Below are 15,836 nucleotides of genomic sequence, written 5' to 3'. Positions count from 1 at the left end.
TAAATAAATGTTAACTCATCAAGGTAGGATGCCATTTTGGTTGGAAGTCCTCACAGTTGTTATAATCATTGTTGTTGATAAAAGCTAGGTTGGATTTTACTTTACTGCGGACAGCGATGTAGTTACCCTTTAATTTATTTAGATTAAGTCTAAATGAATATCTTTGGCGTATCAAAAAAAGGTTTTTTCAAATGAACTACAATGGTTTACTACCTCGCCTACCCAAAGAATTACGCTTATTTGTCGCTGTTTTTGTTGTGGTGCTTTCGGTGGGTTATTTTACAGGCCTGCTTTTTGTGCAGGAAACTGAGGCAACCACCCCATTGGGGGTACAGGAAAATTATTTGGGCAACGAGGATGATTTGGAAGCCGAGGTAATGAAGTTTAAAAAAGGCAATCGTGAGATGCTTACGGTAATCCATACGCATATCCTTTCCATGTCCCTCATATTTTTCTTGTTGGGTGGATTGGTTTGGTTGACCAAAGCCCCGAAAAAACTAAAACTATTCTTGACCCTCGAACCCTTCCTATCCGTCATACTTACGTTTGGTGGTATCTATCTGATGTGGTCGGGTATTGGTTGGTTTAAATATATCGTGGTGTTTTCGGGCATTTTAATGACAGTGACCTACTCCACTGCCGCAATTTTGGTGTTGATTCAGTGTTGGAGCGGAGAAAAACGTATGGTTTAATTTCTTTTGTGCTTCACTTTTAGCGGGATTGATGACAATCCAATAAAATAGTGGTATATTTGCACGCAATTAATCCGTAATTGCAATGGAAGCTCACCAAAACAAAATTGTTGGCGAAGGACTTACTTACGACGATGTTCTTCTTGTGCCGGCTTACTCCGAAGTACTTCCCCGAGAAGTCAATATTCAATCAAAATTTACCAAAAACATCACCATCAATGTGCCCATTGTTTCTGCGGCCATGGATACGGTGACCGAATCCCGAATGGCCATTGCCATGGCTAGGGAAGGTGGGATTGGAGTTCTGCACAAGAACATGACCATTGAGCAGCAAGCTTTGAAGGTGCGCAAAGTAAAGCGGGCCGAAAGTGGTATGATCATGGACCCTGTGACGCTTCCGTTGGACTCTGTGGTCCGGGATGCAAAAGCCAGCATGAGGGAACACAGTATTGGGGGAATCCCGATTGTGGATGACAACAAAAAACTGATCGGAATTGTCACCAACCGCGATCTCCGTTTTGAAAAAAATGATGACAGGCCCATAGCGGAGGTTATGACCTCCGAAAACTTGGTGACTGTGGGAGAGGGAACCTCATTGCAGCAAGCGGAAGTGATCCTCCAAGAAAATAAAATTGAAAAATTGCCCGTGGTCAACGATAAGGAGGAACTTATCGGCTTGATCACGTTCAGGGATATCACCAAACTCACCCAAAAACCGATAGCCAACAAGGATCAATACGGTCGTTTGCGCGTGGCAGCAGCCATTGGGGTAACCGCCGATGCGGTGGAGCGGGCAGGTGCCTTGGTGAAAGCTGGGGTGGATGCCATTATTATTGACACTGCGCATGGACACACCAAAGGTGTGGTGAGCATTTTGAAATCGGTGAAAGAGGCCTATCCAGAATTGGATGTGGTCGTTGGAAATATTGCCACCGCTGAAGCAGCGAAATACTTGGTGGAGGCTGGAGCTGATGCCGTAAAGGTCGGTATCGGGCCCGGTTCCATCTGTACCACACGCGTTGTGGCAGGTGTTGGATTTCCGCAATTCTCCGCGGTTTTGGAAGTAGCGGCAGCCTTAAAAGGTACCGGTATTCCTGTAATTGCCGATGGTGGAATCCGCTACACTGGGGATATTCCCAAAGCCTTGGCGGCAGGAGCTGATACTGTAATGTTAGGTTCGCTGTTGGCAGGTACCAAAGAATCTCCCGGGGAAACGATTATTTATGAAGGACGTAAATTCAAATCGTACCGAGGAATGGGTTCTGTTGAGGCTATGAAGCAAGGTAGTAAGGACAGATATTTCCAAGATGTAGAGGACGATATCAAAAAATTGGTGCCCGAAGGCATTGTAGGCCGTGTACCTTACAAAGGGGAATTGGTGGAAAGTATGCACCAGTTTATCGGTGGTCTTCGTGCTGGTATGGGGTATTGTGGCGCAAAGGATATTGAAGCCTTGAAAAACAATGCACGCTTTGTGAAGATAACTTCAAGCGGTATCCACGAGAGCCATCCGCACAACGTAACCATTACGAAGGAGAGTCCGAATTATAGTAGGTAAAAACAAAATCTAGGCTGGGTAAATTACTTCCCAGCATAACTTTGCCAATCCTTGTCCTTGTAGATATTGTCGCCAAAATACTTGGCAATCTGCATAAAGGGCTCTACTTTTTGATATCCGGGTACGGGAGACAACATATTGAAATTTTCATCCAAAAAAACAACGGTGGGGTAGCTCATCTTGCCTTGCAATAAAGCTGCGGCCAGCTCGTGGTATCCCCTTCTTCCCGAGGGTACAAACTTAAAGGTCTTTCCTTGGTATTGGATGGGGTCTTTGCCCTCTGCATCCATTTTTACCATATAAAAGTTGTCCTGCATATATTGGGAAACCTGTGGATTTTGGAATGTATCCTTGTCCATTTTTTTACACCATCCGCACCAGTCCGTGTATACATCCACAAAGATTTTTTTGGGTTGGGCATCCGTCTGGGAAAGTTGCACGGCTTCTTCCCAAGATATCCAATTAATGTCTTGGGCCTGTACGTTAAAGCCGATAAGTGCTACAAAAAGTAAACTGATTTGGGTAAAAATTGAGCGCATAGTCTTTGATTTTGACACTAAAGTCGTCCTGTTGATACAAAACTAACGAAAATTGTGCCAAAAAAGTATGGGCTTTAACAGTCCCTAAAGCTTTGTGCTTACTTTACCGCTTGGGTCTTGGGCGACTCAAACAAGTCCTTCACATCCACTTGATTGGCCAAGATGTCGTCGAAGGTTTCCCGTTTTCTGATGAGGTGTCCCTTGCCTTTGTGCCAAAGGACCTCTGCGGGGCGATATCTCGAATTGTAATTGCTAGCCATCGTAAAGCAATAGGCGCCGGCATTTCTGAAGCAGAGAATATCGCCTTCTGTGATTTCATTGATTCTTCGGTTGCTACCGAAGGTATCGGTTTCACAGATATATCCTACCACCGAATAATAGCGCTCCCTACCGTTTGGATTGGAGATATTGCTAATTTCGTGGGTAGACCCATAGAGCATGGGGCGTATCAAATGGTTGAAACCTGAATCCACACTGGCAAAAACCGTGGATGTGGTTTGCTTCACCACATTCACTTTGGCCAAAAAGAAGCCTGCTTCGCTCACCAAGAACTTACCGGGCTCAAAAGCAAGGGTGAGCTCCCGCCCGTATTCCTTACAAAACTCGTTGAATCTCTTGGTCAGTTTTTTGCCCAACTCGTCCACGTTGGTCTGTATGTCCCCTTCTTTGTAAGGCACTTTAAAACCGCTACCAAAATCGATGAACTCCAAGTCCTTGAAGTTTTTGGCCGTTTCAAAGAGGATTTCTGAAGCGTACAGGAATACATCAATATCCAAAATATCACTGCCGGTATGCATGTGTATTCCGTTAATGTTCATGTCGGTGAGTTCCACAATGCGCAACAAATGCGGTATTTGGTGAACGCTTATCCCAAATTTGGAATCGATATGTCCAACAGAAATATTGGAATTTCCGCCCGCCATCACATGAGGGTTGATTCGGATACAGACCGGGATATCGGGATGCTTGCTGCCAAATTGCTCTAAAATGGATAGGTTGTCGATGTTGACTTGTACCCCAAGCGCAGCAGCTTCTTCAATTTCTTCCAAAGACACCCCATTGGGAGTGAAAATGATGGACTCTGGCTTAAAGCCTGCCAAAAGCCCCAATTTTACTTCTTGTATGGATACGGTGTCCAAACCACTGCCCAAACTGTTCAATAATCTGAGAATGCTGATATTGCTCAACGCTTTGGCGGCATAGTTCAACTTTAAATGGGGTACCCCTTTAAATGCATGGGTCAGTTTTTTGTATTGGGACGTAATCTTATCAGCGTCATACACATACAATGGCGCACCAAATTCTTCGGTAAGTTGAAGTAAGTCCTTAGCATTCATAATGAAACAGATTATTTGAAACAAAACTAGGTGTTACGGGTCTTACTTACAAGAAATTTAATTTAATCTATCAAAATATAACAAATTGTTTGTTTTGAAACAATAGTCGATATGGCTACTATTGTGGCTTTGATTTTTGATATGTATTTTTAAGAAATCTCAACATTGAACATGAAGCTTCCATTATTTCCATTACAGTCGGTGTTTTATCCGGGGGAGACCGTGCCCCTTCATATATTCGAGGATCGGTACAAGCAATTGATCCATGATTGTAGGAGGGAGGCCCTTACCTTTGGTATTCCCGTTTATATAAATAATTCCATCTCGTATGGGACGGAAGTTCAATTGGTGGAAGTGGTTAATACCTATGAGTCCGGAGAAATGGATGTAGTCTGCGTGGCGCGACAGATTTTTAAGGTATTGAGTTTTGAACAACAATTGGAAGGGAAACTCTATGCTGGTGGTGAAGTGGCCTTTTTGGAAACGGAGAACGATGCCGACGTGGATTTAAGGGCGGAAGTCCTGCAAAAAGTAGAGGAACTTTATGATATTATGGATGTTCCTTTTACCAAGACCTCGCCCAAGCAATTCAATAGTTACTCCCTAGCACACAAAATGGGGCTTTCGTTTGAGCAGGAGTACGAATTATTGTTAATGACCAAGGAAACCGATCGTTTGAACTTTATCAAAGCGCATTTGGAAGCCACGACCCATGTACTGAGCAAAGTCAACCGTACCAAGGAAGTGATCGAAATGAACGGGCATTTCAAAAACTTCGATCCGTTGGACTTCAAAGATTTTAAGTTGTAGCGGTTTCATTGGAAAAACACTCCGTTATTCTGTTTTAAAAGGTAATTATTCATTTAACAACTTCAATTTGTCAGCGGTGTTTTCTATTTTTGTCAGCAAACAAAAGTAAACTCACAGATGAATCTTCACGAATATCAAGGAAAAGAGATTTTAGCCAGTTTTGGCGTTAGGATCCAACGAGGAATAGTTGCGCACAACGCCAAAGAAGCGGTAGACGCCGCAAAACAACTTACAGAGGAAACCGGTACAGGATGGCACGTTATAAAGGCCCAAGTACATGCAGGTGGCCGTGGTAAGGGCGGTGGTGTAAAACTGGCCAAGAACTTGAAGGAAGTGGAAGAATTGGCGGGCAGCATTATCGGGATGAACTTGGTGACCCCCCAAACATCTGCTGAAGGTAAAAAAGTGCACCAAGTGCTGGTGGCCGAAGACGTGTATTATCCCGGCGATAGCGAAACCAGCGAGTTCTATATGTCCGTTCTTTTGAATCGGGGCACTGGAAGAAACATGATCATGTACTCTACCGAAGGAGGTATGGACATTGAAGAAGTGGCCGAAAAAACCCCACATTTGATTTTTACGGAAGAAGTGGACCCCGGAATGGGATTGTTGCCTTTCCAAGCTCGTAGGATTGCCTTCAACCTTGGTTTATCCGGAACGGCTTTTAAGGAAATGACCAAATTCGTGATGTCACTTTACAAAGCATATGTGGAAAGTGATGCCAGTCTTTTTGAAATCAACCCTGTGTTGAAGACATCGGACGATAAAATTATGGCTGTTGACGCCAAAGTAACCATAGATGATAACGCACTTTACCGAAGAAAATCCTACGCCGAAATGCGCGACCTTCGTGAGGAGAACCCCATCGAGGTGGAAGCCCGTGAAGTTGGCCTAAACTATGTGGATTTGGATGGTAACGTGGGCTGTATGGTAAACGGTGCCGGTTTGGCCATGGCGACCATGGATTTGATCAAAATGGCGGGTGGAGAACCAGCCAACTTCTTGGATGTAGGAGGAACTGCCGATGCCAAAAGGGTGGAGGAAGCTTTCCGTATCATCCTAAAGGATCCCAACGTAAAGGCCATTCTTATCAATATCTTTGGTGGAATCGTGCGTTGCGACCGTGTGGCACAAGGAGTTGTGGATGCCTATAAAAATATGGGCGATGCCATTCAAGTGCCCATTATTGTAAGATTGCAAGGTACCAACGCTGAGTTGGCCAAGGAAATTATCGATAACTCTGGTTTGGCGGTGCATTCTGCGGTGCAGTTCAAAGAAGCTGCCGATAAAGTGGAAGATGTATTGAGCTAGTCTCACTTATCATATTTTTCAGAAGGGCAATACCCAAGGGTGTTGCCCTTTTTTTATGAAATTGGTTGGTTTTGTATCCATTTTTGGTTGGAAACGGAATATCCATCCCTTAGTCCGTTCGTTTTGAGAGCTTTCCCAAAACATCCAAGAAATTACCAAATGTATACCGGTCCCAATCCACGTATTAGGCCAAGGTTAGGAACATTAAACATTTGTTAAATCCCCAGATACTGTAACATTTTAGATTTTTAATCGTCTTATTTTTGAGATGTCTTTAAAAAGAGCTCTTGAATAGGGTTCTTTTTTAACAAATCATTAATCATCAATAAAAATCAAAAAACAGAAATCATGAGAAAATTTAAGACGATTACAGTGGCGTTGGCTTTGTTCGTAACCATGGGTGCGTTCGCATCAGAAGGTAAAAAGGAAACCAAGGAAAAAAGTCTTTCCGGGCAGATTTACGAAATGTTGAAAGACAACCAATTCAATGTGGACTACAAAGAATTGAGCGCCGAAGTTCGTTTCATTGTTACCGAAAATGGCGAATTGATCGTACTATCCGTAAAAACGGAAGACGAGGTATTGGATGGCTTTGTAAAAAACCGTTTAAACTACAAAAAGGTACAATTGGAGAATGTTGCGCCAGGTAGAGTGTACGAACTTCCAGTAAGAATTACCGCTTAAAAAACGGAAATTGTTTGAGTTAGCTAGTAAAAGCCCTGAATTTCAGGGCTTTTTTGTGTACTAAAATGAAGGTTTTGGAGTTATGTAAGTGGAGCAACAAACCAAAACCTCACCATATGGGAACTTATGAGGAAAAATTGAGTATACTTTCGGAGATGATCGCCTTCGCTAGGGTAGATCATTCCCTAAAGCAATCCGAGTATGACTTTTTGCTTCAAGTTGCCAAGAGTCTAGGTGTGGATGAGGATACCTTCAAAGGGCTCTTAAGGGAAAGACCGCCCAAGGTCCGCTTAAAAACCCAGGCCGATCGAATAGTGCAGTTTCACCGATTGATGCTCCTTATGAACATCGACGATGAGCAGCATAAAAAGGAAATCGACAGACTTTACAATATCGGGCTCCGAATGGGCCTGCCTCCTGCGGCCATCAGTCAGGTTTTGGAGGTGATGCACCGCTACCCCGACAAGATTGTCCCGCCCAATGTACTGATCAATATTTTCAGGGCGCATTACAATTAATGTCACAATGACATCTTATTTCTTTTTAAAACTGTCAAAAAGTCAGTTATTCTGAATTGGTATATGATTTGACTTATACTGTGTGATTACAAAGTTTAACTAAAATTGAATCGCCATGAGTATAGTAAAAAGAAATAACCTGTTTTTTCCATCATTGATGAACGATTTTATAGGACCCGATTGGTTCGGAGGAACCGAAAAATGGAACGCTACCATGCCAGCTGTCAATATTAAGGACAATACCGAAGGGTTTGAATTGGAATTGGCAGTCCCAGGCATGAAAAAGGATGATTTCACCGTGGAAATCGATAACGACGTATTGACTATTTCCAGTGAAATCAAGACTGAAAATGAAGATAAAAATGAGAATTACACACGCAAAGAGTTCTCATATAGTTCATTCAAAAGAGCCTTTACACTTCCTGAAACTGTGGATGGTTCTAAAATCGACGCCAAATACGAGGATGGAATTTTGAAATTGACCTTGCCGAAAAAACAAGAGGCATTGCCAAAACCAAAAAGATTGATTGAAATCGCATAAGACAACAGAACACCAACTATAGGTGTTTCATGATGGTTGGATTAGTTGGTTAGTTTGGGACGCGCTCCTGCTTTGCAGGGGCGCGTTTTTTTATTCCTTCTCCTGTAGCATTTTGATTTCGTCCCGAAGTTTGGCCGCCTCCATGAAATTGAGCTCCTTGGCCGCTTTTTCCATGGCCTTGCGCTTTTCCCTGATCAGTTTCTCCTTTTGGTCCTCAGTAATATATTTTAAATCAGGTTCGGCAGCTCGTAGTTCTTCCTTTTGAAAATGATAGGTGGAGACAGAGTTTTTGGCCAGGGCACTATCCAGGTTTTTCTTCAAGGCTGTGGGGGTGATGTTGTTTTCCTTGTTATAGGCCATCTGTTTTTCCCTACGATAATTGGTCTCGTCGATGGTCTTTTGCATGCTTTCGGTAATGGTATCGGCGTACATGATGGCCTTGCCGTTCAAATTACGTGCAGCACGGCCCACGGTTTGCGTCAGGGAGCGGTTGCTTCGCAAAAAGCCTTCCTTGTCCGCATCCAATATGGCTACAAGCGATACTTCGGGCAGATCTAGTCCCTCCCTCAGCAAGTTCACCCCAATGAGTACATCAAATAACCCCTTTCTTAAATCTTGCATAATTTCTACCCGTTCCAAGGTATCCACATCACTGTGGATATAGCGGCAGCGAACATCGATTCGTGAAAGATACTTGGTAAGCTCTTCGGCCATACGTTTGGTCAAGGTGGTCACCAAGGTACGTTCATCCAGTTCTACCCGTTGTTGGATTTCCTCCACCAAATCATCAATCTGGTTTTCGCTGGGGCGGACTTCTATCACGGGGTCCAACAAACCTGTAGGGCGGATAATTTGTTCCACATAAACCCCTTCGCTCAATTCAAGTTCGTAATCAGCGGGTGTGGCGCTAACATAAAGCACTTGATTCTGAAGGGCCTCAAATTCTTCAAACTTTAGAGGACGGTTGTCCATGGCAGCAGGTAGTCGGAAACCATATTCCACCAAGTTCTCCTTTCGGGAACGGTCGCCACCGTACATGGCGTGCACTTGGGGTATGGTCACATGGCTTTCATCCACTACCATCAAATAGTCATCGGGAAAATAATCCAGTAGACAGAACGGTCTGGTACCCGGTTTTCTTCCATCCAAATATCTGGAGTAGTTTTCGATTCCCGAGCAGTAGCCCAACTCACGGATCATTTCCAAATCAAAATTGGTTCGCTCCTCCAAACGTTTCGCCTCCAATGGTCGTCCAATTTCCTTAAAGTAATCCACCTGCTTCACCAAATCATCCTGAATTTCGCGAATTGCATTTTGGAGCACATCGGGAGAGGTAACGAACATGTTTGCTGGGTAGATATTCAGGGTATCGTATATCTCAATGACTTTGTTGTTGAAAGGGTCCAGTGCCTCGATTTCCTCAATTTCATCCCCAAAAAAATGGATGCGGAACGCGTGGTCGGCGTATCCGGGGAAAACGTCCACCACATCACCCTTTACCCTAAAATTACCGTTCCTGAAATCGGCAGTGGTGCGAGCGTAAAGACTTTGCACCAATTGTTTTAGGAATTTGGTCCTGGAGATTACCTGGTCTCGGTGGATGGTGATGACGTTCTTCTGGAATTCGATGGGGTTACCAATACCGTAAAGGCATGAAACGGAGGCGACCACCAATACATCCCGCCTTCCTGACAAGAGGGAAGAAGTGGTGCTCAATCGCAGTTTTTCAATATCCTCATTGATGGAAAGGTCCTTTTCTATGTATAATCCACTGGTGGGAATATAGGCCTCCGGCTGATAGTAATCGTAATAGGATACAAAGTATTCCACCGCATTTTTTGGAAAAAACTGCTTGAACTCGGAATATAATTGTGCGGCCAAGGTCTTGTTGTGTGCGAGAACCAAGGTAGGTTTTTGCACCGATTCCACCACATTGGCCACGGTAAAGGTTTTTCCAGAACCCGTTACCCCTAGCAGCGTTTGGTGTCGTGTATTTCCCTCAATGCCTTCGACCAATTGGCGTATGGCTTCAGGTTGATCGCCCGTAGGCTTAAATTCGGATACTACCTGGAATTTCATGGGTTAAAAATACTAAAGGCTTGTCCCAAAATGAAGCAAAAAGGAGATATTATCGTTTTAGGGTAAAATGCCCCTTGTATTCGCGATTGGTATCATCCACCGCCAAAAACCAATAGTCGCCCGATGGTAACCGATTCCCACGAACCGTGCCGTCCCATCCCTGCGAATCTTGGGAAATTTGCTTTAAAAAGGTACCAAACCGATCAAAAATCTGAATGCTCTGAAAAGTGACGGGGTCGGAGCCCCTAGGCTGGATGAATTGCCAATAATCATTGATGGTGTCCCCATTCGGCGTAAAAAACTTTGGAAAACCTTCCACGGTCAAATCTTGGGTAAACAATCTTTCGGCAATGCCGCAGCCATTTTTATCCCGAACATAAATGGTGTGATTTCCCAAAGCAACATTCGTAAAAATGTTGCTATCGGAATAAGGCCCATTGCTATTGTCAATGGCATACTCATAATCACCGTTTCCAGAGACGATAACGGTCAATTGCAGGGATTGGCCCGTTCTTCGTGCCAGAATATTATCGATGGTTGGTCGTTCGGACGAGAGCACCTCAAACACTTGGGAGGAAGGGCACTCAATAAAATTCCCATTCTGGACCACCGTATTGTAAGCTTCGTAGCGATAGGTGCCGTTTTCGGTAATGGTTACCTCACTGGTAGAAGATATGACATTCTCGTTGCCAAATTGGTCAATTTGGTACCAACGATAACCCTCTGCTACGTCATCGGAAGCGATAACCAGGGGACCCTCGTTTTCGCAGGACGAAAAAGTCTCTGGAAAATCAATGACCGGGTTTATGGTAATATATTCACCAGACTGAAAATCCAAATAGGGCCCACAGCCCAAAAGTGTAGAGAAACTGGTTTGGACACAGCCTTCGGCCTGCCCCGCATCGTTAAAGGGAACAATGGTGATAAAAAAGGTTTTGTTAGGCTCAAAATTCACCACAGGGGTGGAATTGGTATTAAAAATGGCACCATCCAAAATATCGGTTGCTGTAGGTGTAGTGCCAATGGTCACAATGTAACCAGTGGCATCCGGGACCGCACTCCATTCCAATAAAGGGGAAAGCGGTACGTTGGTCTCCCCGTTCTGTGGGTAGATGATCGTGATACAATCTGGTATGTCCGATGCCTCTCTGGTGGTGAATTGCTGAAACGTACAGCCAACGGCATTGCCCAATGGGTTGTACGGAGTAACCGTGGCATAAAAAGTGGTCTGTTCCTGCAATTCCATGGTGGGATTGTACGAAAGTGTATTGCCCACGTCCAGGTTATTGAGCAGTTCCGTTCCCCCTGGCGTAGTGCCCAGGCTTAGGAAATATCCCGTAGCGCCATACGCATATTGCCATGAAATATTGGTGTTGGGGTTAATGTCCGCGGCCATATCCGGTGGATTGGTCACCTGTGTGCAATTGGGTATCGCCGTCAAAGGCTCTGTGGTAAAAGTAGTACTGGGACAGGTAATGTTGGGTTGGTTGAAAAAGAACAATGTGATGGTCACATAAATGGTCGTATTTGCCGGTAGGCCCAGTGGAGGGGTGTAGGAGGAGCCTCCTGCAAATTGAGAGCTCAAAATATCATCACCACCTGGTGTCGTGCCCAAGGTGATATTATAAGAAGGCACTCCATCCACAGATTCCCAGTCAATAGTAGCATCCAAAGGGACATTGGTAGCACCATTGGCCGGGAATACCATATTGGGGCACTCCTGCGCATAGGTGGATAGGCCCATCAAAAGGACCAAGAAAATGTATAATCTGCTCAGCATTTACATGATTATGTGCATCTCACAAGATACTACAAATCACGTTTCTTCAATAATGCGTAGGATAAATAGATAAAAATGGCTGTCCAAACGATGACGATCAGAAACTCATACCAATACACATGATAATCGAATTTCATGTCCTCCCCAATCTGTTGACCGATGTTTTGTACTGCAGAGAGTCTTGTAAACGGTTCTTTGATCATGTTGCCCATCGATTCCAATGGAAAAAAGCGTTTGACCGATTTGGCAGCTTCCCAGCTCATCACCTTCCAGCCCAATAGACCAAACACGACTTGCTCCAAAATGGTCCAAAGAATGAGAAACCCTAGGGCAAAGGCCGAACGTTTGACCAAAATCCCCAAGAAGAGACAGAAGGAAAAAAAGGCAACCAGTTTAAAAAAGAATGCAGGCAAAAACTCCATATCGGAGAAGATGATGGAAACCTCGTTGTAATCGGAATATATCAAGCCAAGAATCATCGAAACCACAAACACAAATACCGTGGAAATCAAAGCAAAGGAAATCACCGTGAGTACCTTGGAGAGAATAAATTCCTTTTTGGACAATCCATCGATCAGGTTTTGTTTGATGGTTTTGTTACTGTATTCGTTGGACATCATGGATACAATGACAATCGCCAAAAACAGTTTAAACAGTGCTGTAACAAAAGTGTTAAAGTGCCAGATATATGGAAAATTAAAAATTCCTTGGTCGGCCAAGTGAAACTGCACCGGGCCAATATCAAACTTTATGGCAGCAATAAGGGCGATGGAGGTAAGGAGCACAAAATAAGAGATGATCAGCACCTTGCTGGCCCTATTGTTCCAAAGTTTTATAAATTCTATTTGTAGGAGACGTAACATTCGTTTTTTGATTATTGGTTCTTGGTCAGGGTTAAAAATTGCTCTTCCAGGCTTTCTTTTCTTTTAACGAGGTGTGACAGCACAATGCCTTTATCGAATAGCATTTTGTTCAAACTTTGTGCATCCATTTCCTCTTTCAAATAAGCCGTAAGCGTTCCGTTGAAGTTTTCGATTTTTCCAAAACTGGCACTTTTTTCAAGAAGTGACTGCAATTGGTCCAAATCGTCACAGCGCAGCTCAAAAAAGCCATGGCTTGCCAGCATGCTGTCCACAGGACCAGAATATAGGTTTTCCCCTTTTCGAAGAATGATAACGTGCGAACATACTTTTTCCACCTCGTCCAGCAGGTGCGAAGCCAATAAGATGGTAGTGCCCTGACCGGCAATTTTTTTAATGATTTCCCTAATCTGATGAATTCCTTGCGGGTCCAAACCGTTGGTGGGCTCGTCTAAGATTAGGATTTCAGGGTCGTTGAGCAGGGCAGAGGCGATGGCCATACGCTGCTTCATCCCCAACGAATACGTCTTGAACTTACTGTTTCTACGGTCCCACAAACCTACCAACTCCAGTTTTTCTTGAATCTTGGTTTCGGGTACATCCTTGATTTTACAGACCAACCGCAAATTCTGGATGGCATCCATGTAAGGGTAAAAATTGGGACGCTCGATAATGGCGCCTACTTTTTTAAGGGCGTCGTGGGTGGAGGTGGTGCCATCAAACCAACTAAATTCCCCTGAAGTTCGATTGACTACATTGAGAATAATGCCCAGCGTGGTAGATTTTCCACTGCCATTGGGTCCCAAAATGCCATAGACATTCCCTTTTTCAATAGAAAAGGAAAGGTCCTTCACGGCGGTGAGATACCCAAATTTTTTGGTGAGATGGTTTACGGTAAGTATTGTTTCCAAAAGATGCTATCGTTTTTTGAATGGTTTATACTAACTTGACGATGATTAGTGAAAATTGTTACAAAATAATCGAATACAATGTCCGAAGAAAAGTTGATGTCGAAGAAAAAACCGGCTTATCCCATAAACGAGGAGCTGGATGAATACTTGGAATATTACAATCGAAAGATTGAGATTCCCATCCATTACGATGACTTGCTCCGCTTTTCGGGAAGTGTAGCCGTTTACGATGCCAACGATGAGGATACCCTTTGGGTACGGGTTTTTTACCCAGAGTTTGATCGTGATGAAATCGACTTGGCGCTGAAACGGGTCTATTCCAATTTTGTGTCGGATGGTAGTGATAAGATCTTCCAATATCTAAATGTGGACTACGTGGATTATTGCACTTTTGGGAACTCGAAACCTTTCCGAATCAAAGTGCGAAATATTTTGAACGATAATTACACCCTGTTCTATGTAAAAAAAACCGATGCCTCCCGTGTTTATGGTTTGGAACTGGAGCACATGCTATCTCCGTACAACTTGAACTTCGTCATTTATGAAAATACGCTTATCGAGGAACACATCGTAGGCATCCCTGGGGATGTTTTTTTCAAGAAGAACCTACCGGAATGTTCCGAGTTCGATAAGGCGCAAATTGCCAAGGAATTTGTGAAGTTCAATGAGCGTTGCATGATTCGCCTGTTGGGCGATATGCGCTCGTATAACTACGTAATTGTTCCTACCCACGATTTTGATAGCGTGAACTATAAAATCAGGGCCATCGATTTTGACCAGCAGTGTTACGAGGGGAAGATAAAGGTGTACCGTCCGCAATTTTTTAAAGAAAACAAGGTGATGGTCGATTTGGTGCAGAGCAAATTAACGGTCGATTCGGTGAACCAATATATCGTGGAGGAGCGCTCCATTATCGCCAAACGGATATTGAGTTGGGGCCGAAGGCTCAAAAGGCTATTGGAGGTCTGCAAAGAGGACAACATTGCTCCATCCGAAAACACGGAATTACTCAAAAGTCAGTTGTTGGACCTTACGGGGGATATCAATTTTAGGGATAGCAAAACTATGGGAGAAGTACTTATCCATGCACTTGACTTCGTGAAGCGAAATTACGAAGACGTGAGCATGAAACAGATTATCGACAAAAAATTCTAGCTTTTCTGTTCCTTGTTGAAGTAAACCAAATAGTAGTACATCTGGCGCTCTTCGTCCCATCCCTTTTCCACAAACTTTTCAGCGGATTCTGGGTTGATAAAGTCCAACTTGATCTGGATATTGGTATCCAGATTGATGACATTCTTGATTTTTTTACGGGCATCACTCACCGCCTTATTGGCAATATCAAAATTGGAAACGTCCTCAATGCTATATTTGGGTCCTTTTTCCACTTTATAGTGCTTAAACTCGGGAATCAGGTCTGGGTTTTCCATCACCTCGTTCAAAAATGAGGTTTCCTCAAAATTGTCGTTTTTGGCAAAGTGATTCACTGCACGGTTCATGAACATTACCTCCTGTTGTTTGTCCTCCGCCGGAAGCACCACATCCTTGGCAAAGTTTTGACAGAACTTTAGGTAGTTTTTAGTGTAAAAGTTCTCATCGGTCAAAGGTGCTACGCCTAAAAAGTTCTCCAACCAGTACTTGGCATCGTAGCGATTGCTATCCACCGAAAATACTTTGTACCCTTCTTCCTTTTGCACATTAAAAACAATGCAGCCCTTATCCAGTTTGTTGATATTGATGCCTTGACGAATCAGGATTTCCAAGTTGTGTTCCTTTTCCTCAAACTGAAGAAAATCGTGTTTCAATTCACTTTTAAAAATCCCGACGGCATCCGTTTTTTGGTTATCGATCACCATATCCGAAAAATGCACCACGTACACCTCCCCACTTTTAATATGGGGGTGGTTCGATTGTTCAAAAAGGTGGGTGGTAATCTTTTTGGAAAGCCTATGGTTATCCGAAGGGTTATCGAAAATGCCCGTTACCGCAGCGCAAACCTCATTGAATTCCAAATCCACTTCGTGACTGAACTTGTAGTAGTTCTCCTCCTTTTCCCGAAAAGGCTTAAAAAAGTATTCCTTGAGCAATCCGGCCATTTCATCGTTCAGTGAAAAGGGTTCGGCAGATAGGAATGCGGATTCGTTTTTGCTTTTATTGCCCACGCGGTGTAGCGATATGCTCTCGATTTGGGCCGAATATAGGTTTAGCATTTTTTG

General features: G+C 43.7%; 15 protein-coding genes. 8 read left to right on the top strand and 7 right to left on the bottom strand.

Going from position 1 to position 15,836, the window contains the following annotated elements; all coding sequences use genetic code 11:
- Window positions 1-191 precede the first annotated feature (191 nt).
- On the top strand, window positions 192-692 hold the full coding sequence (locus tag GGE08_RS07265; protein WP_179384233.1) for a hypothetical protein: 501 nt from the start codon (window positions 192-194) through the stop codon (window positions 690-692).
- An 85-nt stretch (window positions 693-777) separates the two neighbouring features.
- On the top strand, window positions 778-2,250 hold the full coding sequence (gene guaB / locus GGE08_RS07260) for an IMP dehydrogenase (protein ID WP_127141366.1): 1,473 nt from the start codon (window positions 778-780) through the stop codon (window positions 2,248-2,250).
- Between the two features lie 23 nt (window positions 2,251-2,273).
- Here guaB and GGE08_RS07255 read toward each other — a convergent pair whose 3' ends face one another.
- Complete coding sequence (locus GGE08_RS07255; RefSeq protein ID WP_179384232.1) at window positions 2,274-2,789, bottom strand: DUF255 domain-containing protein; 516 nt, start codon at window positions 2,787-2,789, stop codon at window positions 2,274-2,276.
- Between the two features lie 98 nt (window positions 2,790-2,887).
- The gene (gene lysA, locus GGE08_RS07250) at window positions 2,888-4,126 is read right to left on the bottom strand and encodes a diaminopimelate decarboxylase (protein WP_179384231.1); all 1,239 of its coding nucleotides are present in this window, start codon (window positions 4,124-4,126) and stop codon (window positions 2,888-2,890) included.
- A 171-nt stretch (window positions 4,127-4,297) separates the two neighbouring features.
- Between lysA and GGE08_RS07245 the strand changes: the two genes are divergently transcribed.
- The 5 genes from GGE08_RS07245 to GGE08_RS07225 all read left to right on the top strand — a co-directional run bounded on the left by GGE08_RS07245 (window position 4,298) and on the right by GGE08_RS07225 (window position 7,990).
- On the top strand, window positions 4,298-4,936 hold the full coding sequence (locus GGE08_RS07245) for an LON peptidase substrate-binding domain-containing protein (protein WP_179384230.1): 639 nt from the start codon (window positions 4,298-4,300) through the stop codon (window positions 4,934-4,936).
- A 117-nt stretch (window positions 4,937-5,053) separates the two neighbouring features.
- On the top strand, window positions 5,054-6,247 hold the full coding sequence (sucC, locus tag GGE08_RS07240; protein WP_179384229.1) for an ADP-forming succinate--CoA ligase subunit beta: 1,194 nt from the start codon (window positions 5,054-5,056) through the stop codon (window positions 6,245-6,247).
- Window positions 6,248-6,595: 348 nt separating this feature from the next.
- On the top strand, window positions 6,596-6,931 hold the full coding sequence (locus GGE08_RS07235) for a hypothetical protein (protein ID WP_179384228.1): 336 nt from the start codon (window positions 6,596-6,598) through the stop codon (window positions 6,929-6,931).
- A gap of 116 nt (window positions 6,932-7,047) precedes the next feature.
- On the top strand, window positions 7,048-7,449 hold the full coding sequence (locus tag GGE08_RS07230; protein WP_179384227.1) for a TerB family tellurite resistance protein: 402 nt from the start codon (window positions 7,048-7,050) through the stop codon (window positions 7,447-7,449).
- 115 nt (window positions 7,450-7,564) lie between these two features.
- A complete protein-coding gene (locus GGE08_RS07225) occupies window positions 7,565-7,990 on the top strand; it encodes an Hsp20/alpha crystallin family protein (RefSeq protein ID WP_179384226.1) in 426 nt (141 codons plus the stop codon).
- A 90-nt stretch (window positions 7,991-8,080) separates the two neighbouring features.
- Here GGE08_RS07225 and uvrB read toward each other — a convergent pair whose 3' ends face one another.
- From uvrB to GGE08_RS07205, 4 genes are read right to left on the bottom strand one after another with little or no spacing between them, the layout of a single operon-like run.
- Window positions 8,081-10,069, bottom strand: coding sequence for an excinuclease ABC subunit UvrB (gene uvrB / locus GGE08_RS07220; protein ID WP_179384225.1), 1,989 nt, complete (start codon window positions 10,067-10,069; stop codon window positions 8,081-8,083).
- A 49-nt stretch (window positions 10,070-10,118) separates the two neighbouring features.
- Entirely contained in the window at window positions 10,119-11,849 is a 1,731-nt protein-coding gene (locus GGE08_RS07215) for a T9SS type B sorting domain-containing protein (RefSeq protein WP_179384224.1), read from the bottom strand.
- Window positions 11,850-11,878: 29 nt separating this feature from the next.
- Window positions 11,879-12,712 (bottom strand): ABC transporter permease, encoded by an 834-nt coding sequence (locus GGE08_RS07210; RefSeq protein WP_179384223.1) that lies wholly within the window; start codon window positions 12,710-12,712, stop codon window positions 11,879-11,881.
- A gap of 11 nt (window positions 12,713-12,723) precedes the next feature.
- Window positions 12,724-13,620 carry an ABC transporter ATP-binding protein gene (locus GGE08_RS07205; protein WP_179384222.1) on the bottom strand — a complete coding sequence of 299 codons (897 nt, stop codon included), beginning with the start codon at window positions 13,618-13,620 and terminating at the stop codon, window positions 12,724-12,726.
- Between the two features lie 78 nt (window positions 13,621-13,698).
- Between GGE08_RS07205 and GGE08_RS07200 the strand changes: the two genes are divergently transcribed.
- The gene (locus tag GGE08_RS07200) at window positions 13,699-14,775 is read left to right on the top strand and encodes a hypothetical protein (RefSeq protein WP_179384221.1); all 1,077 of its coding nucleotides are present in this window, start codon (window positions 13,699-13,701) and stop codon (window positions 14,773-14,775) included.
- Here the strand turns inward: GGE08_RS07200 and GGE08_RS07195 are convergent.
- Window positions 14,772-15,830, bottom strand: coding sequence for a nucleoid-associated protein (locus GGE08_RS07195; RefSeq protein WP_179384220.1), 1,059 nt, complete (start codon window positions 15,828-15,830; stop codon window positions 14,772-14,774). The two genes, GGE08_RS07200 and GGE08_RS07195, sit on opposite strands and share 4 nt — an antisense overlap.
- Window positions 15,831-15,836: the final 6 nt, after the last annotated feature.

The sequence above is a fragment of the Allomuricauda sp. ARW1Y1 genome (genome assembly GCF_013407935.1).
Lineage (GTDB): Bacteria > Bacteroidota > Bacteroidia > Flavobacteriales > Flavobacteriaceae > Flagellimonas.
This window is presented reverse-complemented; position numbering and strand designations above follow the sequence as displayed.

What these genes read in the sequence shown, in the direction of transcription:
- GGE08_RS07265 (WP_179384233.1), top strand. Translation starts at nt 192, where the DNA reads ATGAACTACAATGGTTTACTACCTCGCCTACCCAAAGAATTACGCTTA.
- guaB (WP_127141366.1), top strand. Translation starts at nt 778, where the DNA reads ATGGAAGCTCACCAAAACAAAATTGTTGGCGAAGGACTTACTTACGAC.
- GGE08_RS07255 (WP_179384232.1), bottom strand. Translation starts at nt 2,789, where the DNA reads ATGCGCTCAATTTTTACCCAAATCAGTTTACTTTTTGTAGCACTTATC.
- lysA (WP_179384231.1), bottom strand. Translation starts at nt 4,126, where the DNA reads ATGAATGCTAAGGACTTACTTCAACTTACCGAAGAATTTGGTGCGCCA.
- GGE08_RS07245 (WP_179384230.1), top strand. Translation starts at nt 4,298, where the DNA reads ATGAAGCTTCCATTATTTCCATTACAGTCGGTGTTTTATCCGGGGGAG.
- sucC (WP_179384229.1), top strand. Translation starts at nt 5,054, where the DNA reads ATGAATCTTCACGAATATCAAGGAAAAGAGATTTTAGCCAGTTTTGGC.
- GGE08_RS07235 (WP_179384228.1), top strand. Translation starts at nt 6,596, where the DNA reads ATGAGAAAATTTAAGACGATTACAGTGGCGTTGGCTTTGTTCGTAACC.
- GGE08_RS07230 (WP_179384227.1), top strand. Translation starts at nt 7,048, where the DNA reads ATGGGAACTTATGAGGAAAAATTGAGTATACTTTCGGAGATGATCGCC.
- GGE08_RS07225 (WP_179384226.1), top strand. Translation starts at nt 7,565, where the DNA reads ATGAGTATAGTAAAAAGAAATAACCTGTTTTTTCCATCATTGATGAAC.
- uvrB (WP_179384225.1), bottom strand. Translation starts at nt 10,069, where the DNA reads ATGAAATTCCAGGTAGTATCCGAATTTAAGCCTACGGGCGATCAACCT.
- GGE08_RS07215 (WP_179384224.1), bottom strand. Translation starts at nt 11,849, where the DNA reads ATGCTGAGCAGATTATACATTTTCTTGGTCCTTTTGATGGGCCTATCC.
- GGE08_RS07210 (WP_179384223.1), bottom strand. Translation starts at nt 12,712, where the DNA reads ATGTTACGTCTCCTACAAATAGAATTTATAAAACTTTGGAACAATAGG.
- GGE08_RS07200 (WP_179384221.1), top strand. Translation starts at nt 13,699, where the DNA reads ATGTCCGAAGAAAAGTTGATGTCGAAGAAAAAACCGGCTTATCCCATA.
- GGE08_RS07195 (WP_179384220.1), bottom strand. Translation starts at nt 15,830, where the DNA reads ATGCTAAACCTATATTCGGCCCAAATCGAGAGCATATCGCTACACCGC.